This is a genomic window from Pseudomonas sp. R43(2017), assembly GCF_002112345.1.
Taxonomy (GTDB): domain Bacteria; phylum Pseudomonadota; class Gammaproteobacteria; order Pseudomonadales; family Pseudomonadaceae; genus Aquipseudomonas; species Aquipseudomonas kribbensis.
Genome location: NZ_NEHJ01000005.1, coordinates 140516 through 166287 on the forward strand (window position 1 = coordinate 140516; position 25772 = coordinate 166287).

Genomic DNA, 25772 nt, shown 5'->3' on the forward strand with positions numbered 1-25772 from the left:
CTCAGCTTTCCCAGCCGGCCTGGTACAGCTTGCCGTGGGCTTTATCCAGTGCGGCGCGAACGGCCGGCGAATGCTGGTAGATGTCGACGAACTTGATCAGGCGCGGATCGGTCTTGCTCTTCGGCTGGATCACGAACTGGATCACGTATTCCTTGTGGTCAAGGCCGTCGAACAGCAGCGCAGAGCCGGCATCGAAGGTCTTCGCCAGACGAATGTAGGCCGGGTAGCCCTGGACCAGATCGGCATCATCGTAGGCGCGCACCAGTTGCACGGCTTCGACCTGGAGGATCTTGATCTTCTTCGGGTTGGCGACGATGTCGTCTTCGGTGGCCTTGTAGCCGACGCCCGGTTTCAGGGTGATCAGACCGGCCTTGGCCAGCAGTTGCAGGCCGCGTCCGCTGTTGATCGGGTCGTTGGCGATGGCGACGCTGGCGCCTTCCGGCAGCTCGTCGAAGCTCTTGTATTTCTTCGAGTACAGGCCGACGTTGTTGATGATCCCCGGGGCGAACGGCACCAGGTCGAAACCGGAGGCCGCCTTGGCGTTTTCCAGAAACGGGATGTGCTGGAAGTAGTTCACGTCGATGTCGCCGGCGGCGAGGCTGACGTTCGGCGCGATCCAGTCGGTGAACTCCACCAGCTCGACTTTCAGGCCTTGCTTGCCTGCCTCTTCGACGGCCGCTTCCAGCGGGATTGCGAAGGCGGCGGTGGTGCCGATTTTCAACGGCGCGTCGGCGGCGAACACCGCCGAGCTGAACAGGCCGAAGGCCAGGGCCAGTGCTTTGACTGGGTGGGACAGGAGCTTCTTGGTCATGGTGGTTTTCCAGTCAGTGCGAGGAGGAGTGTCGGTAGTGGGCGCCGGTGTGTTGCTGCGGCAGATGCGCATCGCCGTGAAACAGTTTTTTCCGCAGGCTGCCGGTGTCGTACGCGGTCTTGTACGAGCCGCGCCGTTGCAGTTCCGGAATCACCAGATCGATGAAATCCACATAGCTTTCCGGGGTGACGATGCGGGTCAGGTTGAAGCCGTCGAGGCCGGTTTCGGCGATCCACGATTCCAGTTCATCCGCCACTTGCTGCGGCGAGCCAACCACGGTGATGTAGCGCCCGCCCAAGGCGTGCTGGTCGAGCAACTTGCGGCGGGTCCAGTCGTTGTTCTGCAGGTGTTTGGTGGCGGACTGGATCGCGTTGCTCTTCACGTACTGGATCGGTTCGTCGATTTCGTATTGGGAAAAATCGATCCCGGTGGACGCCGAAAAATGCGCCACGCCCGCTTCGGCACTGGCGTAGCTGAGGTACTCGGCGTGCTTTGCCCAGGCCGCTTCTTCGGTCTCGCCGACGATCACGTTCAGGCCCATGAACACCTTGATGTCTTCGGGATTGCGACCCGCTTCGACGGCGCTGGCGCGGACCTTGTCTACCTGAACCTTGGTCGACGGTTTGTTCTGGCCGCTGATGAACACGCACTCGGCATGACGCCCGGCGAACAGCAGACCGCGCTCCGAACTGCCGGCCTGGAACAGCACCGGCGTGCGCTGCGGCGACGGCTCGCACAGGTGATAACCCTCGACCTGGTAGAACTCGCCCTTGTGCTCGACCTTGTGCACCTTGTCCGGCTGCGCGTAGATCCGCTGTTGCGGATCGTTGAGCACCGCACCGTTTTCCCAGCTGCCTTCCCAGAGTTTGTAGAGCACTTCGAGGTACTCGTCGGCCTGGTCGTAACGCCGGTCATGCTCGACCTGTTCGCTCAGGCCCATGGCCTTGGCGGCGCTGTCCAGATAACCGGTCACGATGTTCCAGCCCACCCGTCCACGGCTCAGGTGATCGAGGGTCGACATGCGTCGGGCAAACAGATACGGCGGCTCGTAGGTGAGGTTGGCGGTCAGGCCGAAACCCAGGTTTTTGGTCACGGCGGACATGGCCGACACCAGCAGCAGCGGATCGTTGACCGGCAGCTGGATCGACTCTTTCAGGGTGACGTCCACCGAGTTCTGATAGACGTCGTACACGCCGACGATGTCGGCGATGAACAGCCCGTCGAACAATCCGCGCTCCAGCAGTTGCGCCAGTTCGGTCCAGTATTCGATGGACTTGTATCGGGTCGAGGTGTCGCGGGGATGGGTCCACAACCCGTGGTTGATGTGGCCGATGCAGTTCATGTTGAACGCATTGAGCAGGATCTTTTTCTTGCTCATCAGATGGTCCCTCGCAGCGGAGGGTTTTCATCGTTGAGGTAGTAATTGCCCACCGCGTGATACTTCCAGCGCACCGGGTCGTGCAGGGTGTGCACCCGGGCGTTGCGCCAGTGGCGGTCGAGGCCGTGCTCGATCAGGGTGGCCTGGCTGCCGGCCAGTTCGAACAGGGTACTGCCGGCGGCCAGGGAGATTTCGGTGCTGATCGCCCGGGCTTCGGCGACGGCAATCGAGGCTGCCGCCACCGTTTCGGCGTTGGTCTCGGCCTGGGCCGCATCGAGGAATTCGCCGGCGCGTTCGAGCAGGGCTTCGGTGGCGTGCAGGCGGATACTCAGGTGGCCGAAGCTCTTGAGGGTCAGCGGATCTTCGGTGGCCTTGTCGTTGCCCGAATCGATCCACGGCCGGGTCTTGCTGCGCACGAAGTGCAGCGCATCTTCATAGGCGGCGCGGGCGATGCCGGTGTCGATGGCGGCGTGAAGAATCTGCGCCAGCGGGCCGACGGTGGTCGGACGCTCGAAAGCGCTCTGAAACGGGATCACGTCTTCGGCGGCGACATAAACATCTTCGAACACCACCGAACCGCTGCCGGTGGTGCGCTGGCCGAAGCCGCTCCAGTCGTCGATCACGGTCAGGCCTTTGCTGTCGCGCGGGACGAACGCCAGTTGCTGCACACCATCTTCATCGACCACTGAGGTCGGGATGCGCTGCGCGTAAATCGCACCGGTTGCATAGAACTTGCGGCCGTTGATGCGATAGCCGCTGCCGTCACGTCTGAGGCTGGTGACGCGGTCATGGGCGGTCTTGGTGCCCAGTTCTGCCAAGGCGTTGCCGAAGCGCTGACCGGCGAGAACTTCGGCGTACAGACGTTGTTTTTGCTCGTGGCTGCCGTTCACCCGCAGCACTTCTAGGGCATAGAAATGGTTCTGCGGAATCTGCCCCAGCGAGCCATCGGCCCGGGCGATCAGGGCGATGACTTTGGCCAGGGTCACGTTGGACACGCCGGCGCCGCCGTACTCCTTGGGCACGCTGATGCCCCACAGGCCGGAGCGGGAAAACACGTCGAGCTCCGGCAGCGGCAGGCGGCGTTCGCGGTCGCGCAGGTTGCTGTCGCGCTGGAAGTCTTCGGCCAGGTCGCTGGCGACGATCAGGGCTTGCTCGTCGCTGGTGATGACCGCGACGGGATGGGAAAGAGTCATGTGTTTCTCCAGAGATCTGGTCAAAAGTGTTCTGGTCGTCAGATCCAGGAATGGCGAGCCGGAAGTTTTCCGTTCAGGCGGTAAGCGCCGACCGCGTGGTACTTCCAGCGCACCGGGTCGTGCAGCGTGTGTACCCGGGCATTGCGCCAGTGGCGGTCGAGGTTGAATTCGGCGAGGGTGGCGCGGCTGCCGGCCAGTTCGAAGAGCTTTTCGCTGGCCAGCAGCGAGATCTCGGTGGTCAGTACCTTGGCTTCGGCCACGGCAATCGAGGCGCGGGCGGCGGACTCGGCTGTCAGAGGTGCCGCGTGCACCTGATCCAGCACTTGCCCGGCCTTGCGCAGCAGCGCTTCGGCGGCGTGCAGTTCGATTTTCAGTTTGCCGATGTCGGCGATCACGTAGAGATCGTCGCTGGCGCGTTCAACCTTGGCATCGATCCACGGCCGGGCGCGGGTCTTGACGAATTCGATGGCGTCATCGATGGCGCCACGGGCGATGCCGGCGTCGATGGCCGCTTGAATCAGCTGCGACACCGCGCCCTGGGTGTTGGGCTTTTCGTTGATCTTCCAGTTATCCACCACGAGGCCTGCATCGACCCGCACGTTGTGCAAAAGAATCGTGCCGCTGGCGGTGGTGCGCTGGCCAAAACCCGACCAGTCATCGACGATGCGCAATCCCGGCGTGCCGCGACGGACGAAAGCCAGGACTTGCCTGCCGTCATCGTTGAGTGCCTTGACCGCCACCCAGTGGGCGAAGAGGGCGCCGGTGGAATAGAACTTCTGGCCGTTGATCACGTAGTCATCGCCGTCGGCGGTGATGCGCGCTTTCAGTTCCAGGGTGTCCTTGGTGCCACGCTCAGGCCCGGCGTTACCGATGCGCCAGCCTTCGAGCACGCTCTGCAGCAGTTGCTGTTTCTGCGCTTCGGTGGCGCTGCCGAGGATCAGGTTGATGATGCCGAACTGGTTTTGCGGGATCTGTCCCAGTGCCGGGTCGGCCGCGGAAATGATCGCGAACACCTCGGCCAGGGTGACGAAGGAAACCTGCGGCCCGCCGTACTCGCGCGGGATGGCGATGCTGCCCAGGCCGCTGCGGGTGAACTGCTCGATTTCCGCCCACGGCAGCTTGCGCTGACGGTCGCGTTTGGCAGCCTGTACGCGGGCGACTTGCGCCAGCTCGTGTGCAGCCTTGATGGCTTGAGCGTCGTTGCGCAGCACTTGCGCGGGCAACAACAACGGGGCGATGTCCAGGTCACTCTGGACGTTTGCGTCTGCCAGACTGGACATCAGTGCCACTCCTTGGCTGCACGCAATGCCCTGGCGATCTGCACTGGGGTGATTGGGTTCCGGACCATGTTACCTACCTCACATCTCATGAAAAACGCCGCAAAAGTGCGGCGAACGAAAGAATGTCCGGTGGTCCGGTTCATATACCCTAAGCGCGTATAAAATTTAAATAAACTAACTTTTAGGAATATATATAGAAGTTCGAAAGCTCACCTGGCTTTGCGCTCCGCAGCCATGGGAGTCCGCCTCGGCTGTGCTTTCAGATAAGGATTCACGCAGCCAATCTTCAGTGTGCGTGGCGGTGCCCAGCGCGAGTTGTTGCCGACCCGGTCGATGATGCAATAGGTCACGTCAAGCCGCAGGTCTTCGCCCGCTTCGACGATGACTGCCGGTGGCACCCAGACCTGGATTCCCTGGCCGACATCGGCTTGCGTGACAGGGGGCAGATCCATTCGTGCATCACCCCAGCGCAGGGTGATTTCGTCACCCTCGGCCATGTTCAGATAAGGCTCGATGGTCAGAGGGACGCCGCGCTTGATCTGGCTCGGGTTGACCCCACGCCTGCGGATGACGTCTGGAAGGCTGACCGGCAGCAGATACTGGTTTTCCTCTGCGCTGCCTGTTGCGAACTGCCCGCCCGGGCAGTCGAGCTTCACCTGGAACAGGGCGCCGGCCGACAGCGCCGGGTTTCTCCCGACCTGCATGACCCGATAGTGCACGCAGGGTGAGCCGTTGACGATGAAACTCTCCGGCACCCTGAGGCTGACCGTGCTTCCGATCTCGCCGGCAGTGAGCACACGGGAAGCGACATAGCAGTCATCCCAGAACAGCTCGATCAGATCGCCGCTGTCCATATCGTCATAAGGTCCGATTTCAACCGACAGGTTGGCGGCCGCCATTAGGTTGATTCCGACCCCGTGGGTTTGCTCCAGGGTCGGTGGTGGCAATAGCGGGATGTTTGAAATGCAGGTCATCGGTTTCTCTCCTTGAAGCCTTGCAGCGAAGTCCGTATCTGAAAGAACGAATGGCGTGAATTAACCGGAAATAAAACATCGGAGTTGCGCACAAGTTTTAAAGTGCCTTGTTGAACTAGCGTGCGCCGGTTGGTGACTAGATAAGAGTTCGCCGGAAGAGGTGTCAAGGGAGTGGATTAGTTAATCCGTGAATTACGGATTAATCAGAAAGTTCCTACGTTGTTGTAGCAGTCGGACTAGGCAGGGAAAGGAAAGAGGCTACAGGTTTTCGCGGTTTTCAGCGTGTTTTACTGTACGTTCTGCTGAAGGATGGAATCAAGGTGCGGCGAATTTTATGCGCAGGAAGTTGTTGCAGGACATATATATGTACTGCCTTTGCAAGGGGCGGGTAGTTTATGTTTTGAGAGTAATTTTTTATGTCGGGGAAAACACTACTTCCATCCATGGAAGTGAGTGAGGTGCAGGCGAAGTTCTCAGCCGTTGTTGCGAAACTTGCTGAGAAACTGTCGTGTGCGTTCTTCTTTCGGATTGGCGAACAACGCCTTGGCTTCACCTTGCTCGACGATCACGCCTTTATCGAAAAACACCACGCGGTTGGCCACGTCACGGGCAAATGCCATTTCGTGGGTCACGATAACCATGGTGCGTTTTTCTTCGGCCAGACCGCGAATGGTCGCCAGTACTTCGCCCACCAGTTCCGGGTCGAGGGCCGATGTCGGTTCGTCGAACAGGATCACTTCCGGCTCCATCGCCAGCGCCCGGGCAATCGCCACGCGCTGTTGCTGGCCGCCGGACAGGCGCCGTGGGTAGGCGTCTTCCTTGCCCGCCAGGCCGACCTTGGCCAGCAGCTTCTTGCCTAGGGCGATGGCTTCGTCGCGAGGCGTCTTCTTGACCACGATCGGGCCTTCGATGACGTTCTCCAGAGCGGTGCGGTGGGGGAACAGATTGAAGTTCTGGAACACGAAGCCCACGTGCTGGCGCAAGGTGCGCACCAGATTCTGCTGCTGGTTCAAGGGGCGGCCGGTATCGATTTCGATATCGCCGACCTTGATCCGGCCGCTGGTGGGTTGTTCGAGGAAGTTCAGGCAGCGCAGGAACGTGGTCTTGCCCGAGCCGCTGGGGCCGATGATTGCCACGACCTCGCCTTCCTTCACTTCAAGATCGATGCCGTTGAGCACGACTTGACCCTTGAACTGCTTTGTCAGTTTTTCCACGACAATCATGGGGTCAGGACTCCTGGTCGTGCCGATTGACCCGCTCTTCCAGCTTGTTCTGGAAGTGCGACAGCACTGTGGCCAGAATCCAGTAGATCAGCGCGGCGGCAACATACATGGTGAAGACTTCGAAAGTCCGGGCGGTAATCAGTTGTGCCTGACGGAACAGCTCCGGCACCTGAATGGTGGCGGCCAGTGCGGTGTCCTTGACCAGTGAAATGAAGCTGTTGCCCAGCGGCGGCAACGCCGTGCGCATGGCTTGCGGCAGGATGGCCCGGCGCAGGGTTTGCGCGCGGGTCATGCCGATGCTTGCAGCCGCTTCCCACTGACCGCGTTCGATCGAACCGATCGCGGCACGCAGGATTTCACAGGCATAGGCAGCCATATTCAGCGAAAAGCCGATCAGGGCTGCCGGCAGCGGGTCGAGTTCCAGCCCCAGTTGCGGCAGGCCGTAATAGATCACGAACAGCTGCACCAGCAACGGCGTGCCGCGAAAGAACGACACGTAGATGCGGGCCAGCCAGCTGACCGATTTGAAACGCGACAGGCGCATCAGCGCCAGGCCAAAGCCCAGCAGCAGGCCGAAGAACATGCCGCCGAGGCTGAGGACTACCGTGTAGTACGCGCCCTTGAGCAGAAAGGGCGCGGAGTCCAGTGCGAGTTGGAAAGCTGCTTCCATTATTTAGTGACGTCAGCTTGGAAGTACTTTTCCGAGATCTTGGCCAGGGTCCCGTCGGCACGCAGCTCGTCGAGGGCCTTGTTCACGGCCGCCAGCAGCTCAGGTTCGCCTTTGCGCAGGGCGATACCGGATTCCTGACGGGAGAACGCCTGACCGGCCGCTACGGTTTTCGGTGCTTTCTTGGCGTACTCGAGGGCGGCCAGACGGTCGATCAGAATCGCATCGGTACGACCGTTGTTCAGGTCGGCGAACTTGGTCGGATCATCGTCGTAGGTACGCACGTCGGCACCCGGCACGTTGGCGCGGACCCACTGCTCGTAGTTGGTGCCCAGGCCTACGCCGACTTTCTTGCCGGACAGGTCTGCGGCAGTCTTGATGTTCAGCGCAGCTTCCTTGTCCTTCAGCACCAGCGCCTGAATCCCGGAGATGGTGTATGGCTCGGAGAAGTCATACTTCTTCTTGCGCTCGTCGGAGATGGTCACCTGGTTGACTACAACGTCCAGACGCTTGGATTCCAGCGCGGCGAGGATGCCGTCCCACTTGGTTGGCTGGATCTTGGCCTTGACGCCCAGCTTCTTGGCCAGGGCTTCGGACAGCTCGACTTCGAAGCCCGACAGTTTGCCGTCGGCATCAACGAAGCTGAACGGTGGGTAAGTGCCTTCCAGGCCGACGTTGATAACGCCTTTGTCCTTGATCTGTTGCAGTTGCTCACCGGCAACGGCGCTGCTGATCAGACCGGCGCTCAGTGCCAGGCCCAGCGAACCAACCAGCAGATTTCGACGTAGTGCGGAAAGAATCATGACAAGCCCCTGTGTTTTCTTATGGAAGCCGCTTAAGGAAAGTTGGCGAATCCGGGAATTGGACGACAGCGCTATCCTGCCTTAAAGCAGCTTATGCGTCTCTCGCGATATTCGCCTGCGGCGAGACTATAAGACTGTTCTTTTAGAATGGAAAATAATGAATTTTCCATTTGTTATTCGTATGTGGAATATAAGTTTCCCGTATTCCGGTTGATCCCACGCGCTGCGCGGGAGGGCTTCAACGGACGGAAAGGGACGCGGAGCGCCCCGGCCTGCCTTCCCACGCCGAGCGTGGGAGCGAGCGCATCAGAGAAAATCCTTGTAGGCAAACAACGCCGGGGCGCCGCCGGTGTGCAGGAAGATGATCGGGCCGTCGTTGAAACGCCCGCGACCGATGCCGTCGAGCAACCCGGCCATGGCCTTGCCGGTGTAGACCGGATCGAGCAGCACGGCGTCCTGGCTGGCCAGCAGTTTCACCGCCGCCAGGGTTCCGGCATTCGGCTCGCCGTAACGCGGGCCGAAGTATTCGTCCCACAGCTCTACCTTGAAACTCTCCGGCAATGCCACGCCCAGCAAATCGGCAGTACGCTCGGCCAAGCCTTGCACTTTCGGGCGCTGATCTTCTTCGCTGCGCGATACCGTCACGCCGATCACCGGCAGTTGCGGCAGCACTTCGCTCAAGGCCAGTGCCAGGCCGCTGTGCGTGCCTGCGCTGCCCGAGGCCAGGACCACGGCGGAAAATTGCAGGCCGGTGTCCTCGATCTGCTGCGCCAGTTCCAGGCCGGCACGTACGTAACCCAGTGCGCCGATGGCGTTGGAGCCACCGATCGGCACCAGATACGGCTTCTTGCCGTTGCTGCGCAGGCGCACGGCGAGGGCGGCCAGTTGTTCGTCGGCGTTGTCGAGGTTATCGACCAGCTCGACCTTGGTGTCGAACAGGTCCAGCAGCAGGCGGTTGCCGTTGCCGGTGTAGTTGGCGTCGTCGGTGCCCAGCGGGTTTTCCAGCAGGGCCACGCAGCCCAGGCCCAGTTTGGCGGCCAGCGCAGCGGTCTGGCGGACGTGGTTCGATTGCAGTGCGCCGGCGGTGATCAGGGTGTCCGCGCCTTGGGCGAGGGCATCGGCGGCGAGGTATTCGAGCTTGCGCAACTTGTTGCCGCCCATGGCCAGCGGCGTCAGGTCATCGCGCTTGATGTAGATATCGCGGCCGAGCCAGGTGGACAGGCGCTCGAGTTTTTCCAGTGGGGTCGGTTGGCCGAGCAGGTCGAGGCGATTGAAGCGGTCCAGCTGTTGTTTAATCATGAGTCCGTACTGGCGGAGGAAGATCACAGGACTATAGGCACGCCGATTTACCGGGGCAACCGTCATTCGCTTATAGCCAAATGTGCTTAGGCCAGCACTATCGGTTCTTAATTCGCCTCCGGGGCGTTGCCGTAAAGTAGTGGCCGTTGACGCGGCCAGACAGTCCGGCCGCCCGTGAGGAGTCTTTACCGTGAGCGAGCGTTCCAGCCATTGGCAATTGCAGACCATCGTCAGCCAGCTGCGTACCGCGCGGGATCAGTGGCGTACGCAAAATGGCCGCGCCAGCGGCGAGCAGGGTGGGCGCGAACTGCCGTCCCGTGATGCGATGGCGCAGATTCTCGAAGCCCTGTGCGGCGCGTTGTTCCCGATGCGTCTGGGGCCGGTGGATCTGCGTGAAGAGAGCGAAGATTTTTACGTCGGCCACACCCTCGATGTTGCGTTGAATGCGTTGCTGGCCCAGGCACGACTCGAACTGCGTTACGTCGCCCGCCACAGCGCCCGGGATGACAGCGAAGTCGAGGCGCAGGCCATCAGGATCATTCAGGATTTCGCGTTGGCGCTGCCAGGCCTGCGCAGTCTGCTCGACACCGACGTGCTGGCCGCCTACCACGGCGACCCGGCGGCGCGCAGCGTCGATGAAGTGCTGTTGTGCTATCCGGGGATCCTGGCGGTGATTCACCATCGTCTGGCCCACCATTTGTATCGCGCAGGCCTGCCGCTGCTGGCGCGGATCAGTTCGGAAATCGCCCACTCGGCGACCGGCATCGATATTCACCCGGGCGCGCAGATCGGCCGCAGTTTCTTCATCGATCACGGGACCGGCGTGGTAATCGGCGAGACCGCAATCATCGGCGAGCGCGTGAGGATTTATCAGGCAGTGACCCTCGGCGCCAAACGCTTCCCGGCAGACGAAGACGGTCAGTTGCAGAAGGGCCATCCGCGGCATCCGATCGTCGAGGACGACGTGGTGATTTACGCCGGGGCGACGATTCTCGGGCGGATCACCATCGGCAAGGGTTCGACCATCGGCGGCAACGTGTGGCTGACTCGCAGCGTGCCGGCCGGGTGCAACCTGACCCAGGCCAATCTGCAGCATGATGACGGGACGCAGAAGTAATTTTCCTGTCCGATCGTTTCCGCGCAAGGCGGGAACGATCACCCTCGCCACAGCGTCATACCCCTCCCTGAGCCAGCGTACGAAAGCGACCGCTGAGCCCTGCGATTAGTCCTGAGCGTGCTATCCATGTTTAACTTGAACGTTCATTCAAGTTAAACCGGTAGCTCGCTGCCCGCTCACAACAGGAGGCTTGCCTTTGCTGAGTCCGATCATTTCAGCCATTTTCCAACCCCTTGAGGTGCACCGTTCATGAGTGCATCGTCCACCCCCGCCAGCGGTCTGGTACGCATGAATCCGCCGGTGTTCTGGTTCGCCGCGACGGTGATCCTGCTGTTCGGCCTGACCGTTATCGCCATGCCGGAACAGGCCGGTGCCTGGCTCCTGGAAGCGCAAAACTGGGCGGCCAATACGGTCGGCTGGTACTACATGCTCGCGATGACCCTGTATCTGGTCTTCGTGGTGGTCACCGCGTTATCGGGCTACGGCAAGATCAAACTCGGTGCCGACCACGACGAACCCGAATTCAGTTACCTGTCCTGGGCCGGCATGCTGTTCGCCGCCGGGATCAGCATCACGCTGTTTTTCTTCTGTGTGTCCGAACCACTGACCCACATGCTCCAGCCGCCGCAAGGCGAGGCCGGCACGGCGGATGCGGCGCGTCAGGCGATGCAGATCCTGTTTCTGCACTGGGGCCTGCACGGCTGGGGCGTGTTCGCCTTTGTCGGCATGGCGCTGGCGTATTTCGCCTATCGGCACAACCTGCCGTTGGCCCTGCGTTCGGCGCTGTACCCGCTGATCGGCAAACGCATCAACGGGCCCATCGGCTACGCGGTGGATGGCTTCGGCATCATCGCCACGGTGTTTGGCCTCGGTGCGGACATGGGCTTCGGCGTACTCCATCTCAACTCCGGTCTGGACTACCTGTTCGGCATCGCCCACACCCAATGGATTCAGGTCGGCCTGATCACGCTGATGATGGGCGCGGCAATCATCGTTGCTGTCTCCGGTGTGGATAAGGGCGTGCGGGTCATGTCCGACATCAACATGCTGCTGGCCTGTGCGCTGCTGCTGTTCGTGTTGTTCGCCGGTCCCACCCAGCACTTGCTCAACACCCTGATCCAGAACCTCGGCGACTACCTCGGCGCATTGCCGACGAAGAGTTTCGACCTCTACGCCTACGACAAACCGAGCGACTGGCTCGGCGGCTGGACGGTGTTCTACTGGGCCTGGTGGATTGCATGGTCGCCGTTCGTGGGCCTGTTCATCGCACGGATTTCCCGTGGCCGGACCATCCGCGAATTCGTCTTCGGCGTGCTTTTGATCCCGCTCGGTTTCACCCTGGCGTGGATGTCGATCTTCGGCAACAGCGCCATTGATCAGGTGCTCAACCACGGGATGTCGGCACTGGGCATGTCGGCCCTCGATAACCCGTCGATGACCCTCTACCTGTTGCTGGAAACCTACCCGTGGAGCAAAACCGTCATCGCGGTGACGGTGTTCATCAGCTTCGTGTTCTTCGTCACCTCCGCCGACTCGGGCACCGTGGTGCTATCGACCCTGTCGGCCAAGGGTGGTAACCCGGATGAAGACGGGCCGAAATGGTTGCGGGTGTTCTGGGGCGCGATGACTGCGCTGATCACCAGTGCGCTGCTGTTCTCCGGCAGTATCGATGCGCTGAAGTCAGCGGTGGTGCTGACCTCGCTGCCGTTCTCGCTGATTCTGCTGCTGATGATGTGGGGGCTGCACAAGGCGTTCTATCTGGAATCGCAGAAGCAGATCGCGCAGCTGCATTCGCTGGCGCCGGTGTCCGGCTCGCGGCGTGGCAAGGGCGGCTGGCGCCAGCGCCTGAGCCAGGCCGTGCACTTCCCGTCGCGGGACGAGGTGTACCGCTTCATGGACACCACGGTGAAACCAGCCATCGAAGAAGTGACGGCGGTGTTCGTCGAGAAGGGTCTGAACGTCGTTACGCAACCCGATCCGGCTCACGACAGCGTCAGCCTGGAAATCGGTCACGGCGAGCTGCATCCCTTCATCTATCAGGTGCAAATGCGCGGTTACTTCACACCGTCGTTCGCTCGTGGCGGCATGGGCTCCAAGCAGCTCAACAATCGCCGCTACTACCGCGCCGAAGTGCATCTGAGCGAGGGCAGCCAGGACTACGATCTGGTCGGTTACACCAAAGAGCAGATCATCAACGACATCCTCGACCAGTACGAACGGCACATGCAGTTCCTGCATCTGGTGCGTTGATCGGGGAAGGGCGCCGGGACGGATTCAGGTCTCGGCGCTCAGCACCATGAACAACACCATCACCGCGATCGGTACGCCGAACACGGCGCTGCCAATCGCAATCTCCGACCCCAGCGGCTGCCCGGCGTGCACCACGCCGACCGCGCCGTTGATCACCGTCAACGCCAGCCACAACGCCGCGAAGCCGTAGGCCATGGTCTGGCGACTGAAGCCGATGCGCTCGCCGATGTAGAGCATCAGCGCCAGGAGGATCAGGCCGAAGAAGATGATGATTGCGGTGTGCATGGTTTGGGATCTGCCTGTTGATAGGAGTCAGCCTGGCTTTGCTCATGTTGAGCATAGGTCAGCTGTCGGGCTCATGCTGATCGACACATTTCGCCACGTATACATCTGTTTATGAGAGCTGTGTGCCAGGGCGCGTCCACCGCCCATCTGGCGATTAAACACGCGCCTGTCCACTAGGCTAATATTTCTCCAAGTGTGTATGGTGTGTATTGATGGAAAAGGACAGCTCTTAAAGTACGCAGCTCTTGCTGTCGAACAGGGCGAAGGAAATGCGTAGTCGGGAAATGATCAGGATGATCGAGGAGGATGGATGGTATCTGGTCGCCGTGAAAGGCAGTCACCACCAATACAAACATCCGGGCAAACCAGGGAGGGTGACGATCAAGCATCCGGATTCGGATCTTCCCAAGGGAACGATCAACAGCATCTTGAAACAGGCGGGTTTGAAATGAAGCCCGTCATTGGAAACGAAAGTCCCTTAATGGACATGTCAGAGGAAGGATTCACTTACATGAAATTCCCGGTCGTTCTGCACAAGGATGCCGACTCAGACTACGGAGTGATCGTCCCGGATGTACCGGGCTGCTTCTCCGCAGGCACTACGGTAGCCGAAGCTTTTGACAATACTCAGGAGGCACTGGCCTTGCACTATGAGGGACTGGTCGCTGATGGCGCACCGTTGCCTCGGGTTCAGGACATTGATGCCCATCTCGAGAATCCGGATTACGCCGGCGGTATTTGGGGTGTGGTCGAGTTTGATATCACTCCCTATTTCGGCAAGTCGGTGCGCTTCAACGCGACTCTGCCGGAGCAGTTGCTGGAGCGTATTGACCAGACAGTACGACGTGATCAGCGTTACAGCTCTCGCTCCGGATTTTTGGCTGCTGCTGCCTTGCGTGAATTGTCAGCTTAAGGCCGATTTACAGAATTCTGGGTCAGGTACTTTCTCGCTCGATGACTTGGCATTGCAGCAAATTCAACCGCTGCACCTCATCGCTTGGCAGCACGCCCAGGCTTTCCAGCACCCGCGTTGCCGCCAGTACACCGATCTCCAGCGCCGGCGGTTTGATCGTGCTCAGGCTCGGCAGCAGCATCTCGGCGAACGGGTAGTCGCCGAAGCCGAGGACGGCGCAGTCTTCCGGGATCTTGAGGCCGGCGCGTTGCCCGGCGAGCAGGCCGCCGGCGGCGAGGTTGTCGTTGGCGAAGATGATCGCGTCCGGGCGCGGTGAGGCGTTCATCAGTGCTTCCATCGCTTGCTTGCCGGCCTCGAACGGGGCGCGATCGGCGTCCGGTGCGAATACCCACGGCTCCAGGCCGAGTTCACGCACGGTCGCGTCGTAACCGTCGCGGCGTTCCAGTGCGCTGAAGTCGCCGGGCGCGCTGTTCTGCACAAACGCAATCCGCCGATAGCCTTTGCCGTGCAGATAGCGAGCGGCGCTCACACCCACCTCGAAGTGCGAAAAGCCGATTTGCATCGGCTCGCGATCCGGCTGGTAATCCCAGGTTTCGATCACCGGAATATCCGCTTCGGCGAGCATCTTTTCCGTGCCCGCACTGTGGAAGTGACTGGTCACTACCAGCGCCGCCGGCGACCAGCCGAGGAACGCCCGCACCGCGTTTTCTTCCTGCTCAGTGCTGAAGTAACTCGAGGCCAGCAACAGCTGATAACCGTGACGGCTGAGGGTGTCGCTGAAGCCCTGAATGGTGTTGGCGAAGATCGGCCCGGAGATGTTCGGGATCACCATGCCGACGATTTTCCCCCGCGCCGAAGCGAGGCCGCCGGCCACCAGATTCGGTACATAACCCAGCTCGGCGACCACCGCTGCGATCCGTTCGCGGCGTTCGGGTGAGACCTGTTCCGGCTGGTTGAAGTAGCGTGACACGGTGATCGCCGAAACGCCGGCCTGGCGCGCCACCGCATTGAGGGTCACGCGACCGGCGCCACGGCGTTTGCGGGGCTTTTCTTCGCTCAAGGCTCGATCCTTCTTAAAAACCAAAACGCATATAAAAGTAATTTTTCAGTATTGGACGCTCTATGCCGGGCTTGCCAATACTGGCGATGTTAGCGCTAACAAAGCGCATTGTCTGCTACTCGCTCGAGCGAATGCCCAAGACACCGAGACAGGCGCTGTCGTCGCAGAACGGCAGCGGTTCAGGGCAACTTTTCGAGCGGGCACAGCATGCACAACATTCCTGGGGCGACACACAAACTGGCGCAATCGATTCGTGCTGCGGGCTGGCTACTCACCGTGCTGGCCGCGCTGCCGCTGCCCGCCGCGTTCGCCGCCGACAGCACCGACCAGGAGCCGACACTCAAGCCCGTCACGGTCACCGCCACCCGCCGCGAAGAGTCGCTGCAAAAGGTCCCGGTGGCGGTGTCGGTGATCGACGGCGAGCAACTGGAGCGCGATAACCGCAACAGCGTGGCAAGCATCGTCCAGCAAGTGCCGTCGCTGAACTTCCGCACTGGCGCATCGAACAAGGACACCTCGCTGTTCGTGCGTGGCGTGGGGACGATTTCCACTTCGCCGGGCGTCGAGCCGACGGTGGCCACGGTGATCGATGGCGTGGTCTACGCCCGTCCCGGTCAGTCGACTCTGGATCTGCTGGATCTGGAACGCGTCGAAGTTCTGCGCGGGCCGCAAGGCACGCTGTTCGGCAAGAACGCCTCGGCCGGCGTGCTGAACATCACCAGCAAGGCGCCGACCGCCGAGACCCACGGCTACATCGATCAGTCGTACTACAGCGGCAACGAAAGCCGCACCCGTTTCGGCATCGGCGGTAGCCTGATTCCGGAGACGCTCAAGGGCTCGATCAGCACCTTGTTCGGCAGCTATGACGGCAACGTGGATAACAAGCACAACGGCCAGGAGGTCAACGGCTACAACCACCGCGGCGTGCGCGGAAAACTGGAATTCACCCCGAACGACGACGTCACCTTCACCCTGATCGCCGACTACATGCAGTCCCACGATGACGGCCCCAACGGCGTCGTCACCAAGTCGTTGACCCCGGCCTTCACCAATGCACTGAGCCCGGTCAGCGCCACCAGTCACAACCGCGACATCAACACCGACACCCGCACCCACGTCGAAGACACCAACAAGGGCCTGTCCGGCCAGCTCGACTGGCAACTCGGCGATTACACCCTGACGTCGATCACCGCGTGGCGCGGCTGGGACAACACCCAGTATCAGGACGGCGACCGCCTCGGCACGGTGACGGCCGCGTTCCCCGGCACGGCGGACAAGGGCGATCTGGCCTTCGACCAGTACTCGCAGGAGCTGCGTCTGGCCTCGCCGAAAGGCGGCTTCCTCGAATACGTTGGCGGCCTGTTCTACATGCACGGCAAGGATGACGAGACCTATCAGCGCACGCTGACCACCACCACGCGCACTGATCGCGGTGTCGCCGACTACAGCACCACCAGCGACAGCTACGCGGTGTTCGGCGAAAGCACGCTGAATTTCACCTCGGATTTCCGAGGCATCGCCGGCCTGCGCTACACCCACGACGATCTCGAATACGATCACCGTCGCGTCTCCACTTCCGCTACCACCGTCAGCGGCATTCAACCGGCTACCAGCAGCTCTGGTTCGGTAGACGAGGACGGCTGGTCCGGCCGGCTCGGTTTGCAGTACGACCTGAGCGATACCGTCACCACTTACCTGACCTACTCGCGCGGCTACAAAGGCCCGGCCTACAACGTGTTCTTCAACATGCAGCCGCGCGATACCGAAGCACTGAAACCGGAAACCTCCAACACCTGGGAGGCGGGGATCAAGGCCTCAAGCTGGAACAATCGCCTGACCACCAACCTCGCGGTTTTCCACAGCGACTACGACAACTATCAGGCAAACTTTTTCGACACCGTCGCCGGGCAAGTAGTGACGCGTCTGATCAACGCCGGCAGCGTCAGCACCGAAGGCGTGGAACTTGATTACGCCCTGCAGGCGACCCAGCAACTGAAGTTCTCCGGCGCACTGGCCTACACCCGCGCCCGCATCGACCAGTTCGCCTGCCCGGCGGGCGCGGCGGCGTCGTGCAACGTCAACGGCAAGCCGCTGCCGTTCAGCCCGGACTGGAAAAACTACGTGCGCGCCGACTACACCATTCCGCTGGAAAGCGGCCTGGATATCGAACTCGGCACCGACTACAGCTGGCAGAGCAAAGTGCAGTACGACATCAGCCAGAACGCTGACACCAAACAGGGCGCCTACGGCCTCTGGAACGCCAGCGTGGCCCTGGCCGATTACACCAACGGCTGGCGCGTGGCGTTGCTGGGCAAGAACCTCACCGACAAGTCCTATTCGCCATTGCTCGCCAGCGGTGGCAACTACATCTACCGCGCCGTGCCCCGCGACGACGAGCGCTACTTCGGCGTGCAACTGCGCAAGGATTTCTGAGATGAGCAGACAGCTGAAACTCGGTGCATTCCTCATGGCCACCGGGCACCACGTCGCCGCGTGGCGTCATCCGGACGTGCCGGCCAACGCCGGACTGGATTTCGCCCACTACAAACGTCTGGCGCAGGTTGCCGAGGCGGCGAAGTTCGACACCTTGTTCGTCGCTGACAGCGTCGCCGCGCCGACTCACGACATCGCCAGCCGCATGGCCCGTTCGGATCACTTCGAACCGCTGACCTTGCTCTCGGCCTTGAGCGCGGTGACCGAGCACATCGGCCTGATCGCCACCGCCACCACCAGCTACAACGAGCCGTACCACGTGGCGCGTAAATTCGCTTCGCTCGATCACCTGTCGGGCGGGCGAGCGGGGTGGAATCTGGTGACTTCGGACAACGCCGCCGAAGCGCAGAATTTCGGCCGCGATGAACACATCGGCCACGCCGAACGCTACAGCCGCGCCCGGGAATTTCATCAGGTGGTCACCGGGCTTTGGGACAGTTGGCAGGACGACGCCTTCCTCCGCGACAAGACCAGCGGCGCGTATTACGACCGGGAAAAACTGCACGTGCTGAATCACGTCGGCGAGCACTTCAAGGTCAAAGGCCCGCTGAATGTCGCGCGTTCGCCACAGGGTCAGCCGGTGATCGTGCAGGCCGGCTCGTCGGAAACCGGGCGGGAACTGGCGGCGCAGACGGCCGAAGTGGTGTTCACCGCGCAGACCTCGCTGGCCAGCGCCCAGGCGTTCTACGCCGACCTCAAGGGCCGCTTGCCGAAGTACGGACGCAGCGCCGATTCACTGAAAATCATGCCCGGCGTGTTTGTCGTGGTCGGGCAGACAGAAGCCGAAGCGCAGGAAAAATCTGAAACGTTTCAGCAATTGGTCGAACCCGAGGTTGGCGTCGCTCTGCTTGGGCGTATGCTGGGCAACTTCGACCTGTCGAAGTACCCGTTGGACGGGCCGCTGCCGGAACTGCCGCTGACTGAAAGCGGCCAGCAGAGCCGGCAGAAGCTGCTGACCGAACTGGCCGGCCGCGAGCATCTGACCCTGGCCGAACTGGGTCGCAGAATCGCTGGTGGTCGCGGGCATTACAGCGTTGTCGGTACGCCGGCGCAGATTGCCGACCGTTTGCAGGAATGGTTCGAGCAGGGCGCGGCGGACGGCTTCAACGTGCTGGTGCCGCACCTGCCCGGCGGGCTCGAAGACTTCGCCAATGGCGTGGTCCCGGAACTGCAACGGCGCGGGCTGTTCAGAACCGAATACGAGGGCCGGACCTTGCGCCAGAACCTTGGCCTTGCCCGGCCCGGCAATCGCTTTGCGTAGCAATCGACACCCATTTCAAGACCGACAAGAGAGGATTCGATGACTTACACCGCTGCCGAAAACCGCTATGACTCCATCCCCTACCGCCGCGTCGGACGCAGCGGTCTGGTGCTGCCGGCGCTGTCCCTGGGCTTGTGGCACAACTTCGGCGACAGCACGCCGATCGACACCCAACGCGCGTTGCTGCGCACCGCGTTCGATCTGGGGATCAATCACTTCGACCTGGCCAATAACTACGGCCCGCCCTACGGCAGCGCCGAGACCAATTTCGGCCGCCTGCTGCGCGAAGACTTCAAGCAGTATCGCGATGAACTGATCATCTCCAGCAAGGCCGGCTGGGACATGTGGCCCGGCCCTTACGGCCAGGGCGGCGGCTCGCGCAAATACGTGCTGGCCAGCCTCGACCAGAGCCTGCAACGCCTCGGTCTCGACTATGTGGATATCTTCTATTCGCACCGCTTCGACCCGGACACCCCGCTGGAAGAAACCGCCAGTGCCCTCGCCACGGCGGTGCAGCAGGGCAAGGCGCTATACATTGGCATCTCGTCGTACTCCGGGGTGAAAACCCGCGAAATCGCCGCGTTGCTCAAAGAGTGGAAAGTGCCGCTGTTGATCCACCAACCGGCCTACAACCTGCTCAACCGCTGGGTGGAAAAGGACCTGCTCGACACCACCGACGAACTCGGCACCGGCGTGATTGCGTTCACCCCGCTGGCGCAAGGTCTGCTGACCGACAAATACCTCAACGGCGTGCCGGCGGATGCGCGGGTCAATCGTCCGGGCGGTGGGTCGTTGCAGGCTTCGCACTTGTCCGAAGCCAACATCGCTCATGTGCGGGCGTTGAACGAGATCGCCAAGCGTCGCGGGCAGAGCCTGGCGCAACTGGCATTGGCGTGGACGCTGCGCGATCCGCGAGTGACCTCGGCGCTGATCGGCGCGAGCCGGCCGGAGCAGATTATCGAGAACGTCGGGGCTTTGAAGAATTTGAGTTTCAGTGCGGAAGAGTTGGCGGAGATAGACCGGTTTGCTCAGGAGGGCGGGATTAATCTTTGGGAGAAGCCTTCGACGGCGGTGTAGGTGGTTTCGAAGACTTGAAGCGTCATTACGGAGAAGCCTCACTGGACGAGGTTTCTCCGTAATTTTTGTAGTTTTACTTTTTGCTCGGGAACCCGAGTACTTCTGCGGTCTCGCTGAAAAATGAATCTCTTGCGGTTCGTTTTCTCAGTTGCATGTCGATCACCTGTGACTGATCTGGCAGGGTGAAGTAACCCTTGTCCAAACTGCATAGGCTTTCCAGTGTGGGTAGCGGTAATCCGAGCAACTGTCTGAGTTGAGATCGAGAAAGGACTTTATTTTCCACGAGCATTTTTACGCCTCGTGCAATCAACTGAGGCCTTTCAAAGTCGAAGTCAGCGTCCATCGGCTCACCTTTGACCCATCCTCTTGCTGACCTAGCCTTCCACAGTCTTGTTGTAGTGGTTTCGTTGATTATTTCCAGATCCTGGCATCTACGAACCATTGCTGCTACAGAGACTTTCCAGCGTGGTTTCAACGCTAGCAAAGTATCCAAGGTAGGCCATCGAATTTCTCTCAGGAAGCTCTCCGCTGGCATCAGGAATGCGCTGGCGAATCGATGAGCCTGAGACTCAAGCAGATCGTAATTCGATTCGTACTGCTCCTTCGATACATGACGATGTAGAACGATATGCCCCAATTCATGTGCAGCATCGAATCGGTTTCGTATGCCGTTCGCCTTGTCTGCTACAAGGAGGACATAAGGCCGCTGATCCAACTCGTACCAATTTGAAACGCCATCCATTTTCAAATGGCCCAATGTGGTCCGAGTACAGACGATGCCTGCGTTTTCGAGAACCTGAATGACATTGGGGATGGGAGCAGTCCCAAGCCCCCAGGCTTGGCGGCATTCGCTGGCCATTCGTTCGATTTCTTCGTCCGAAATCAGCAAGCAGTTACTTTCTTCCAGATGAGGAACATTTACTGCGACGAATTCCAGGCTTTCCTGAAGCTTATACGAGACGTCCTGAAGCCATTCCAGGCGTACTTCCGCTATTTCCCTGGCGTTTGCCGTGGCACTTACCTGAGATCGAAAAAAGAACGGCGTACGCTCACTCGTTACGATTTGTTCTTCAAGTAGCCAATTCTCACTGACGCCGAAGACCTCACATAGTCGTTGGAAAGCATCGGCCTCAGGAACCTGCACCCCGTTTTCCCATTTGGAGATGTTTCCAGAGGCGCGCCCCACCATTTCGGCTAACGCGGTTTGGGTGATGCCAAACGTGAGCCGTAACTGCTTGAGACGCTCGGACTGGAAGCCCGCGACTCCAGTTCTCATGCTTCACCTCTTGGAATTTTTCTCATCATCAATTTGATCTTCAACGTCTTCGGCGCGGCGCATCTTATCTCGCAATTTCACCAATTCAATCGGTTTCTGATCAGTAGCCTGATTATCAGAATAGCTCTGAAGCAGCTCCTCAAATGTGCAATCCATGTGGAAACCTTTCCCATTGAAATAGGGCACCGCCATCATGATTGCAACGGGTTCTGATTGATCTGCTGAACGAGGTGGTGGTGCATGGACTACGACAAGCGCATGAATCAGTTGTTCGGTAACCGTGTGCGCGAGCCCGTCAATCCAATCCATTTGAATTGAGGCTAGTGACTCATTCAACGTTTTGAGTTCGTTGCGGTGTTTGGCAGCTCGAATTTCTTTCTGCCAAGGCAATACAACGGCTGTGATGCGCAGCTTTCCCAATTCCAAAAGAACGTAGTTATGCCCTTTGGGATCCGTGCTCTTGACGATAGGATTCCAGCGCTTCATCCCAGCCAAGGCTTCCTGAACAAGTGAATGGCGCAGATGACCTCGCAAGTCTTCCGGGGGCGTGTGAATCAGGAGGTCTTCAACCTCCTTGGCGGCTTTTTGAAATGTCTGTGGGATCAAGACCTCAAGTTCATCAAAGAACTCCCTGTCGACCTGCGCACGAATGAAACCCTGGATTTCTTCTTTTGTGACCATGCGATTCACCACTCACTATTCGGTAAGCGGATTTTTACTTCATTTTTATTCGTTATGAAAGCGTGAGCTGTATTTTTGTACAGTTAACCGACAAGCGGAACATTTCAGGATGGTGCGTTTTCTTGCCGAGGCTTTCACCTGAAAAACGGCACATCCCCCAACACCGTCGCCCGCTGCATCACCCGCCGCGCCGGACGGTAATCATCCACCGCGTAATGCTGCGTCACGCGGTTGTCCCAGAACGCAATGTCATCCTTCTGCCAGCGCCAGCGTATGGTGAATTCCGGCCGCGTCGCATGCGCGAACAAGAACTTCAATACCGCTTCACTCTCGGTTTCCGACAGCTCATTGATCTTCGACGTGAAGCCTTCGTTGACGAACAGCGAACGCCGTCCGCTCACCGGGTGCGTGCGGATCACCGGGTGCGACAGCGGTGGATTCTTGCGACGCGCCTCTTCCCACTGCGCCAATGCCTCAGGCGTGTTGCCGTAGCGCTCCAGCGGGAACGAACGGGTGAAATCGTGAGTCGCGGTCAGCCCTTCGAGCATCGCCTTCATCGGCGCCGACAGCGCTTCATACGCAGCAATCCCACTGGCCCACAACGTGTCGCCACCAAACTCCGGCAACAGCTTGGCGCTGAGTACCGCGCCCATGGCCGGGGTCGGCAGGAAGGTCACGTCGGTGTGCCAGATCGCGTTGTCGCGCACGTCGGTGACAGCGGTGTCGAGGATCAGCACTTCCGGTTGTTCAGGCACATTCGGGTAGATCGGGTGAATGTGCAGGTCGCCGAAATAGTGGGCGAAGCGCGCCTGTTGCGAAGGCTCGATCGGCTGATTGCGGAAGAACAGCACCTGATATTTGAGCAGTGCCTGCTCGATGGCGTCGCGCTGTTCCAGGCTCAGCGGCTGGCTGATATCGACGCCGCTGATCTGTGCGCCGAGGGCTGAGCTTAACGGGGTGATGTTCAGGCTGCTCATGGTGGTTCTCTTCAATTCCGGGGCCCCGAAACTGTCGGGGTAGTCAGTGCTGAAAAATCAGTGGGCCTGGCCGTGCCACGGCACCAGTTTGCGTTGCAGGGCACGCAGGCCCATTTCCATGGCGAAGGCGATCAGGGCGATGACCAGAATCCCCAGCACCACCACATCGGTGACCAGGAATTGCGCGGCCGACTGCACCATGAAGCCGAGGCCGCTGGTGGCCGCGATCAATTCGGCGGCGACCAGCGTCGACCAGCCGACACCCAGACCGATACGCACACCGGTCAGAATGTCCGGCAGCGCGCTGGGCAAAATCACGTGGCGGATCAGTTGTGCGCGAGTGGCCCCCAGCGACTGTGCGGCGCGCAATTTGGCCGGGTCGACGGTGCGCACGCCGGTGGCGGTGGCAATCGCGATCGGGGCAAAAATCGCCAGGTAGATCAGCAGCACTTTCGACAGCTCGCCGATACCGCACCAGATCACGATCAGCGGCAGATAAGCCAGTGGCGGAATCGGCCGGTAGAACTCGATCAGCGGATCCAGCACGCCACAGGCGATGCGGTTGGCGCCGATGGCAATGCCCACCGGCACGGCGGTCAAAATGGCGAAGCCGAGGCCCAGGCCGATGCGGCTGAGGCTCGCGCCTAGGTGCTGCCACAACGTAGAATCCATGTAGCCCGTAGTCGCCAGCAACCAGCCTTTTTGCAGCACGGCGGACGGTGGCGGGAGGAACAGCGGTTCGATCAGACCGGTGGCGGTCACCGCCCACCAGATCACCAGCAACGCGAACAGGGTCAGCAGGCTGATCCAGCGGGTGCTGAGGCTGCGGCGCACGGGAATCACCACCGAGGTGGCTGCGGGTTTCACTGCGGTGGCGGAAACGTCGTAACTGCTCATGCGCGCTCCTGCCGTTGAACGGCGCTGCGTTGCGAGAACACTTTGGCGAGCACGTGTTCGCGAGTTTCAATGAAGCGCGGATCGGACTTGATCGCCCGCGCCGATTCGCCGGCGGCGTAACGCTTGCCGAAATCCAGGTGCAGACGCTCGACGATCTGCCCCGGATTCGGTGCAAGCAAAATCAGGTCAGTGGCGAGGAACACTGCTTCTTCAATGTCGTGGGTAATCAGGAACACCGGTTTGGCGGTGCGTTGCCAGACTTGCAGCAACAGCTCCTGCATCTGTTCGCGGGTAAAGGCGTCGAGGGCACCGAAGGGTTCGTCCATCAGCAAAACGCGCGGGTCGGCGGCTAGGGCGCGGGCCAGGCCGACACGTTGCTTCTGGCCGCCGGAGAGCTGCCAGATACGACGCTTTTCAAAACCCGAAAGATCGACCAGCGCGAGCATTTCCCGGGCGATCTGTTCGCGTTTCTCCTTGGCCACACCGGCCAGTTCGAGACCGAAGGCAACGTTGGCCAGCACGTCCTGCCAGGGCAGCAGGGCGTCGTCCTGGAACACCACGCCGCGCTCGGCGCTCGGGCCTTTGACCGGCACGTTGTCGAGGGTGATGCGCCCGGCGCTCGGTTCAACGAAACCGGCAATCAGGTTCAACAGCGAAGTCTTGCCACTGCCGGACGGGCCGAGGGCGACCAGCAACTGCTGAGGCCCCAGGGTCAGAGAGATATCCGCCAGCACCGGTTCCGGGCTGCCGGGATACTGTGCGCTGATGCGCTCCAGCTTTAGCAAGGCCATCGCAGTTAACTCCCGATCAGTTGGTGATGTACTTGGGGGTGACGTACGGCGCGTAGTCCGGCAGAACCGCTTCGACCTTGCCTTGCTCCTTGAGGAACGCAGCGGTGTCGGTGATGGCCTTGGTGGTCGGCGCGCCGAGGTCACTGACCTGATCCGCCGCCAGCGGGTAGACGTTGCCCTGCAGCAGCAATGGAATGTCGCTGGCCTTGGCGCCGGACAGTTTTACAAGTTTGTCGACGTTGCTCTGATTGGCCAGCCAGGCTTTCGGGTCCTTGCGGTAGTCGGCGTAGGCGTCGAGGGTGACCTTGGCGAACGCGGTGACGATTTCCGGGTGCTTCTCGGCGAAGTCCTTGCGCACGATCCACGCATCGAAAGTCGGCGCGCCGAACTTGGCCAGTTCACCGGAAGTGATCAGCACTTTGCCGTTTTCCTTGGCCACGCCCAGCGCCGGATCCCAAACGTAGGTGGCGTCGATGTCACCGCGTTTCCACGCGGCAATGATCGCTGGCGGGGCGAGGTTGAGGACGGTGACTTTCGAAGGATCGATGTTCCAGTGTTTCAGTGCGGCCAGCAGGCTGTAGTGACCGGTAGACACGAACGGCACGGCGATTTTCTTGCCGACCAGGTCCTGCGGCGTCTTGATGCCGGCGCCGTCGCGGGCGACCAGCGCTTCGGCGGCGCCGATCTGGGTGGCGATGAGGAAGGTTTCCACCGGGACTTTGCGGGTGACGGCTGCGGTCAGCGGGCTGGACCCGAGATAGCCGATCTGCACATCGCCGGAAGCGATGGCCGAAATGACGTCCGCGCCGTTATCGAACTTGCGCCAGCTGATGTCGGCCTTGGTGGCCTTTTCATAGGCGCCGTCGGCCTGAGCGACTTTCGCCGGGTCAACGGTGGTCTGGTAGGCGACGGTGAGATCGGCGGCCTGGGCCAGAAAACTCGCAGCAGCCAGAGAGGCCACGGCCAGCAGGCGAAGCGGGACATTCAGTTTCATTGAAGAGCTCCATATCAGGCGACCGAGCGTCGGCGTGAAAGGAGACTAAATGATCTAAGAAACTAAAAATAA

The 25772-nt window shown here is 60.6% G+C and carries 24 protein-coding genes; 7 read left to right on the top strand and 17 right to left on the bottom strand.

Features of this window, described 5'->3' with window-relative positions; translation table 11 throughout:
• Position 1: 1 nt before the first annotated feature.
• From CAG02_RS15500 to CAG02_RS15540, 9 genes are all read right to left on the bottom strand, one after another.
• Positions 2-811 (bottom strand): MetQ/NlpA family ABC transporter substrate-binding protein, encoded by an 810-nt coding sequence (locus CAG02_RS15500; RefSeq protein WP_085712686.1) that lies wholly within the window; start codon positions 809-811, stop codon positions 2-4.
• A gap of 13 nt (positions 812-824) precedes the next feature.
• Entirely contained in the window at positions 825-2189 is a 1365-nt protein-coding gene (locus tag CAG02_RS15505) for an LLM class flavin-dependent oxidoreductase (protein WP_085712687.1), read from the bottom strand.
• On the bottom strand, positions 2189-3382 hold the full coding sequence (locus CAG02_RS15510; RefSeq protein ID WP_085712688.1) for an SfnB family sulfur acquisition oxidoreductase: 1194 nt from the start codon (positions 3380-3382) through the stop codon (positions 2189-2191). The genes CAG02_RS15505 and CAG02_RS15510 overlap by 1 nt, the downstream gene beginning before the upstream one ends.
• Before the next feature lie 38 nt (positions 3383-3420).
• Positions 3421-4662 (bottom strand): SfnB family sulfur acquisition oxidoreductase, encoded by a 1242-nt coding sequence (locus tag CAG02_RS15515; RefSeq protein WP_085712689.1) that lies wholly within the window; start codon positions 4660-4662, stop codon positions 3421-3423.
• 209 nt (positions 4663-4871) lie between these two features.
• Entirely contained in the window at positions 4872-5636 is a 765-nt protein-coding gene (locus CAG02_RS15520; protein WP_085712690.1) for a hypothetical protein, read from the bottom strand.
• Positions 5637-6109: 473 nt separating this feature from the next.
• Positions 6110-6859 (bottom strand): L-cystine ABC transporter ATP-binding protein TcyN, encoded by a 750-nt coding sequence (gene tcyN / locus CAG02_RS15525; protein ID WP_085712691.1) that lies wholly within the window; start codon positions 6857-6859, stop codon positions 6110-6112.
• Between the two features lie 4 nt (positions 6860-6863).
• Positions 6864-7529, bottom strand: coding sequence for a cystine ABC transporter permease (gene tcyL, locus CAG02_RS15530; RefSeq protein ID WP_085712692.1), 666 nt, complete (start codon positions 7527-7529; stop codon positions 6864-6866).
• Positions 7529-8329, bottom strand: coding sequence for a cystine ABC transporter substrate-binding protein (tcyJ, locus tag CAG02_RS15535; RefSeq protein ID WP_085712693.1), 801 nt, complete (start codon positions 8327-8329; stop codon positions 7529-7531). Before tcyJ ends, tcyL begins: the two co-directional genes overlap by 1 nt.
• Positions 8330-8635: 306 nt before the next feature.
• Positions 8636-9628 carry a D-cysteine desulfhydrase gene (locus CAG02_RS15540; RefSeq protein WP_085712694.1) on the bottom strand — a complete coding sequence of 331 codons (993 nt, stop codon included), beginning with the start codon at positions 9626-9628 and terminating at the stop codon, positions 8636-8638.
• A gap of 190 nt (positions 9629-9818) precedes the next feature.
• Between CAG02_RS15540 and epsC the strand changes: the two genes are divergently transcribed.
• The gene (gene epsC, locus CAG02_RS15545) at positions 9819-10745 is read left to right on the top strand and encodes a serine O-acetyltransferase EpsC (RefSeq protein ID WP_085712695.1); all 927 of its coding nucleotides are present in this window, start codon (positions 9819-9821) and stop codon (positions 10743-10745) included.
• A 288-nt stretch (positions 10746-11033) separates the two neighbouring features.
• A complete protein-coding gene (betT, locus tag CAG02_RS15550) occupies positions 11034-12995 on the top strand; it encodes a choline transporter BetT (protein ID WP_170931615.1) in 1962 nt (653 codons plus the stop codon).
• A 24-nt stretch (positions 12996-13019) separates the two neighbouring features.
• On the opposite strand, the gene CAG02_RS15555 is transcribed toward betT, so the two are convergent.
• Positions 13020-13280, bottom strand: a complete 261-nt coding sequence (locus CAG02_RS15555; protein ID WP_085712697.1) for a hypothetical protein — start codon at positions 13278-13280, stop codon at positions 13020-13022.
• A 269-nt stretch (positions 13281-13549) separates the two neighbouring features.
• On the opposite strand from CAG02_RS15555, the gene CAG02_RS15560 reads away from it, so the two are divergent.
• On the top strand, positions 13550-13732 hold the full coding sequence (locus tag CAG02_RS15560) for a type II toxin-antitoxin system HicA family toxin (protein ID WP_065261145.1): 183 nt from the start codon (positions 13550-13552) through the stop codon (positions 13730-13732).
• Between the two features lie 59 nt (positions 13733-13791).
• Positions 13792-14193 (top strand): type II toxin-antitoxin system HicB family antitoxin, encoded by a 402-nt coding sequence (locus CAG02_RS15565; protein WP_085712796.1) that lies wholly within the window; start codon positions 13792-13794, stop codon positions 14191-14193.
• Between the two features lie 22 nt (positions 14194-14215).
• On the opposite strand, the gene CAG02_RS15570 is transcribed toward CAG02_RS15565, so the two are convergent.
• Complete coding sequence (locus tag CAG02_RS15570; protein WP_085712698.1) at positions 14216-15253, bottom strand: LacI family DNA-binding transcriptional regulator; 1038 nt, start codon at positions 15251-15253, stop codon at positions 14216-14218.
• Positions 15254-15460: 207 nt separating this feature from the next.
• Between CAG02_RS15570 and CAG02_RS15575 the strand changes: the two genes are divergently transcribed.
• From CAG02_RS15575 to mgrA, 3 genes are read left to right on the top strand one after another with little or no spacing between them, the layout of a single operon-like run.
• Positions 15461-17686, top strand: a complete 2226-nt coding sequence (locus CAG02_RS15575) for a TonB-dependent receptor (RefSeq protein ID WP_085712699.1) — start codon at positions 15461-15463, stop codon at positions 17684-17686.
• 1 nt (position 17687) lies between these two features.
• Entirely contained in the window at positions 17688-19007 is a 1320-nt protein-coding gene (locus CAG02_RS15580) for an LLM class flavin-dependent oxidoreductase (RefSeq protein ID WP_085712700.1), read from the top strand.
• Positions 19008-19046: 39 nt separating this feature from the next.
• Entirely contained in the window at positions 19047-20084 is a 1038-nt protein-coding gene (gene mgrA / locus CAG02_RS15585) for an L-glyceraldehyde 3-phosphate reductase (RefSeq protein ID WP_085712701.1), read from the top strand.
• A gap of 73 nt (positions 20085-20157) precedes the next feature.
• Here mgrA and CAG02_RS15590 read toward each other — a convergent pair whose 3' ends face one another.
• The 6 genes from CAG02_RS15590 to tauA form a co-directional block, all read right to left on the bottom strand.
• The gene (locus tag CAG02_RS15590; RefSeq protein WP_085712702.1) at positions 20158-21360 is read right to left on the bottom strand and encodes an ImmA/IrrE family metallo-endopeptidase; all 1203 of its coding nucleotides are present in this window, start codon (positions 21358-21360) and stop codon (positions 20158-20160) included.
• Positions 21361-21363: 3 nt separating this feature from the next.
• Positions 21364-22041, bottom strand: a complete 678-nt coding sequence (locus tag CAG02_RS15595; RefSeq protein WP_085712703.1) for a hypothetical protein — start codon at positions 22039-22041, stop codon at positions 21364-21366.
• 134 nt (positions 22042-22175) lie between these two features.
• Complete coding sequence (gene tauD, locus CAG02_RS15600) at positions 22176-23018, bottom strand: taurine dioxygenase (RefSeq protein WP_085712704.1); 843 nt, start codon at positions 23016-23018, stop codon at positions 22176-22178.
• 57 nt (positions 23019-23075) lie between these two features.
• Complete coding sequence (tauC, locus tag CAG02_RS15605) at positions 23076-23915, bottom strand: taurine ABC transporter permease TauC (protein WP_085712705.1); 840 nt, start codon at positions 23913-23915, stop codon at positions 23076-23078.
• Positions 23912-24706 (bottom strand): taurine ABC transporter ATP-binding subunit, encoded by a 795-nt coding sequence (tauB, locus tag CAG02_RS15610; RefSeq protein WP_085712706.1) that lies wholly within the window; start codon positions 24704-24706, stop codon positions 23912-23914. The genes tauC and tauB overlap by 4 nt, the downstream gene beginning before the upstream one ends.
• Positions 24707-24722: 16 nt before the next feature.
• Positions 24723-25700, bottom strand: coding sequence for a taurine ABC transporter substrate-binding protein (gene tauA / locus CAG02_RS15615; protein WP_085712707.1), 978 nt, complete (start codon positions 25698-25700; stop codon positions 24723-24725).
• Positions 25701-25772 lie beyond the last annotated feature (72 nt).

Coding starts and splice junctions, on each gene's coding strand:
- CAG02_RS15500 (WP_085712686.1), bottom strand. CDS start 811: ATGACCAAGAAGCTCCTGTCCCACCCAGTCAAAGCACTGGCCCTGGCC.
- CAG02_RS15505 (WP_085712687.1), bottom strand. CDS start 2,189: ATGAGCAAGAAAAAGATCCTGCTCAATGCGTTCAACATGAACTGCATC.
- CAG02_RS15510 (WP_085712688.1), bottom strand. CDS start 3,382: ATGACTCTTTCCCATCCCGTCGCGGTCATCACCAGCGACGAGCAAGCC.
- CAG02_RS15515 (WP_085712689.1), bottom strand. CDS start 4,662: ATGTCCAGTCTGGCAGACGCAAACGTCCAGAGTGACCTGGACATCGCC.
- CAG02_RS15520 (WP_085712690.1), bottom strand. CDS start 5,636: ATGACCTGCATTTCAAACATCCCGCTATTGCCACCACCGACCCTGGAG.
- tcyN (WP_085712691.1), bottom strand. CDS start 6,859: ATGATTGTCGTGGAAAAACTGACAAAGCAGTTCAAGGGTCAAGTCGTG.
- tcyL (WP_085712692.1), bottom strand. CDS start 7,529: ATGGAAGCAGCTTTCCAACTCGCACTGGACTCCGCGCCCTTTCTGCTC.
- tcyJ (WP_085712693.1), bottom strand. CDS start 8,329: ATGATTCTTTCCGCACTACGTCGAAATCTGCTGGTTGGTTCGCTGGGC.
- CAG02_RS15540 (WP_085712694.1), bottom strand. CDS start 9,628: ATGATTAAACAACAGCTGGACCGCTTCAATCGCCTCGACCTGCTCGGC.
- betT (WP_170931615.1), top strand. CDS start 11,034: ATGAATCCGCCGGTGTTCTGGTTCGCCGCGACGGTGATCCTGCTGTTC.
- CAG02_RS15555 (WP_085712697.1), bottom strand. CDS start 13,280: ATGCACACCGCAATCATCATCTTCTTCGGCCTGATCCTCCTGGCGCTG.
- CAG02_RS15560 (WP_065261145.1), top strand. CDS start 13,550: ATGCGTAGTCGGGAAATGATCAGGATGATCGAGGAGGATGGATGGTAT.
- CAG02_RS15565 (WP_085712796.1), top strand. CDS start 13,792: ATGAAATTCCCGGTCGTTCTGCACAAGGATGCCGACTCAGACTACGGA.
- CAG02_RS15575 (WP_085712699.1), top strand. CDS start 15,461: ATGCACAACATTCCTGGGGCGACACACAAACTGGCGCAATCGATTCGT.
- CAG02_RS15580 (WP_085712700.1), top strand. CDS start 17,688: ATGAGCAGACAGCTGAAACTCGGTGCATTCCTCATGGCCACCGGGCAC.
- mgrA (WP_085712701.1), top strand. CDS start 19,047: ATGACTTACACCGCTGCCGAAAACCGCTATGACTCCATCCCCTACCGC.
- CAG02_RS15590 (WP_085712702.1), bottom strand. CDS start 21,360: ATGAGAACTGGAGTCGCGGGCTTCCAGTCCGAGCGTCTCAAGCAGTTA.
- CAG02_RS15595 (WP_085712703.1), bottom strand. CDS start 22,041: ATGGTCACAAAAGAAGAAATCCAGGGTTTCATTCGTGCGCAGGTCGAC.
- tauD (WP_085712704.1), bottom strand. CDS start 23,018: ATGAGCAGCCTGAACATCACCCCGTTAAGCTCAGCCCTCGGCGCACAG.
- tauC (WP_085712705.1), bottom strand. CDS start 23,915: ATGAGCAGTTACGACGTTTCCGCCACCGCAGTGAAACCCGCAGCCACC.
- tauB (WP_085712706.1), bottom strand. CDS start 24,706: ATGGCCTTGCTAAAGCTGGAGCGCATCAGCGCACAGTATCCCGGCAGC.
- tauA (WP_085712707.1), bottom strand. CDS start 25,700: ATGAAACTGAATGTCCCGCTTCGCCTGCTGGCCGTGGCCTCTCTGGCT.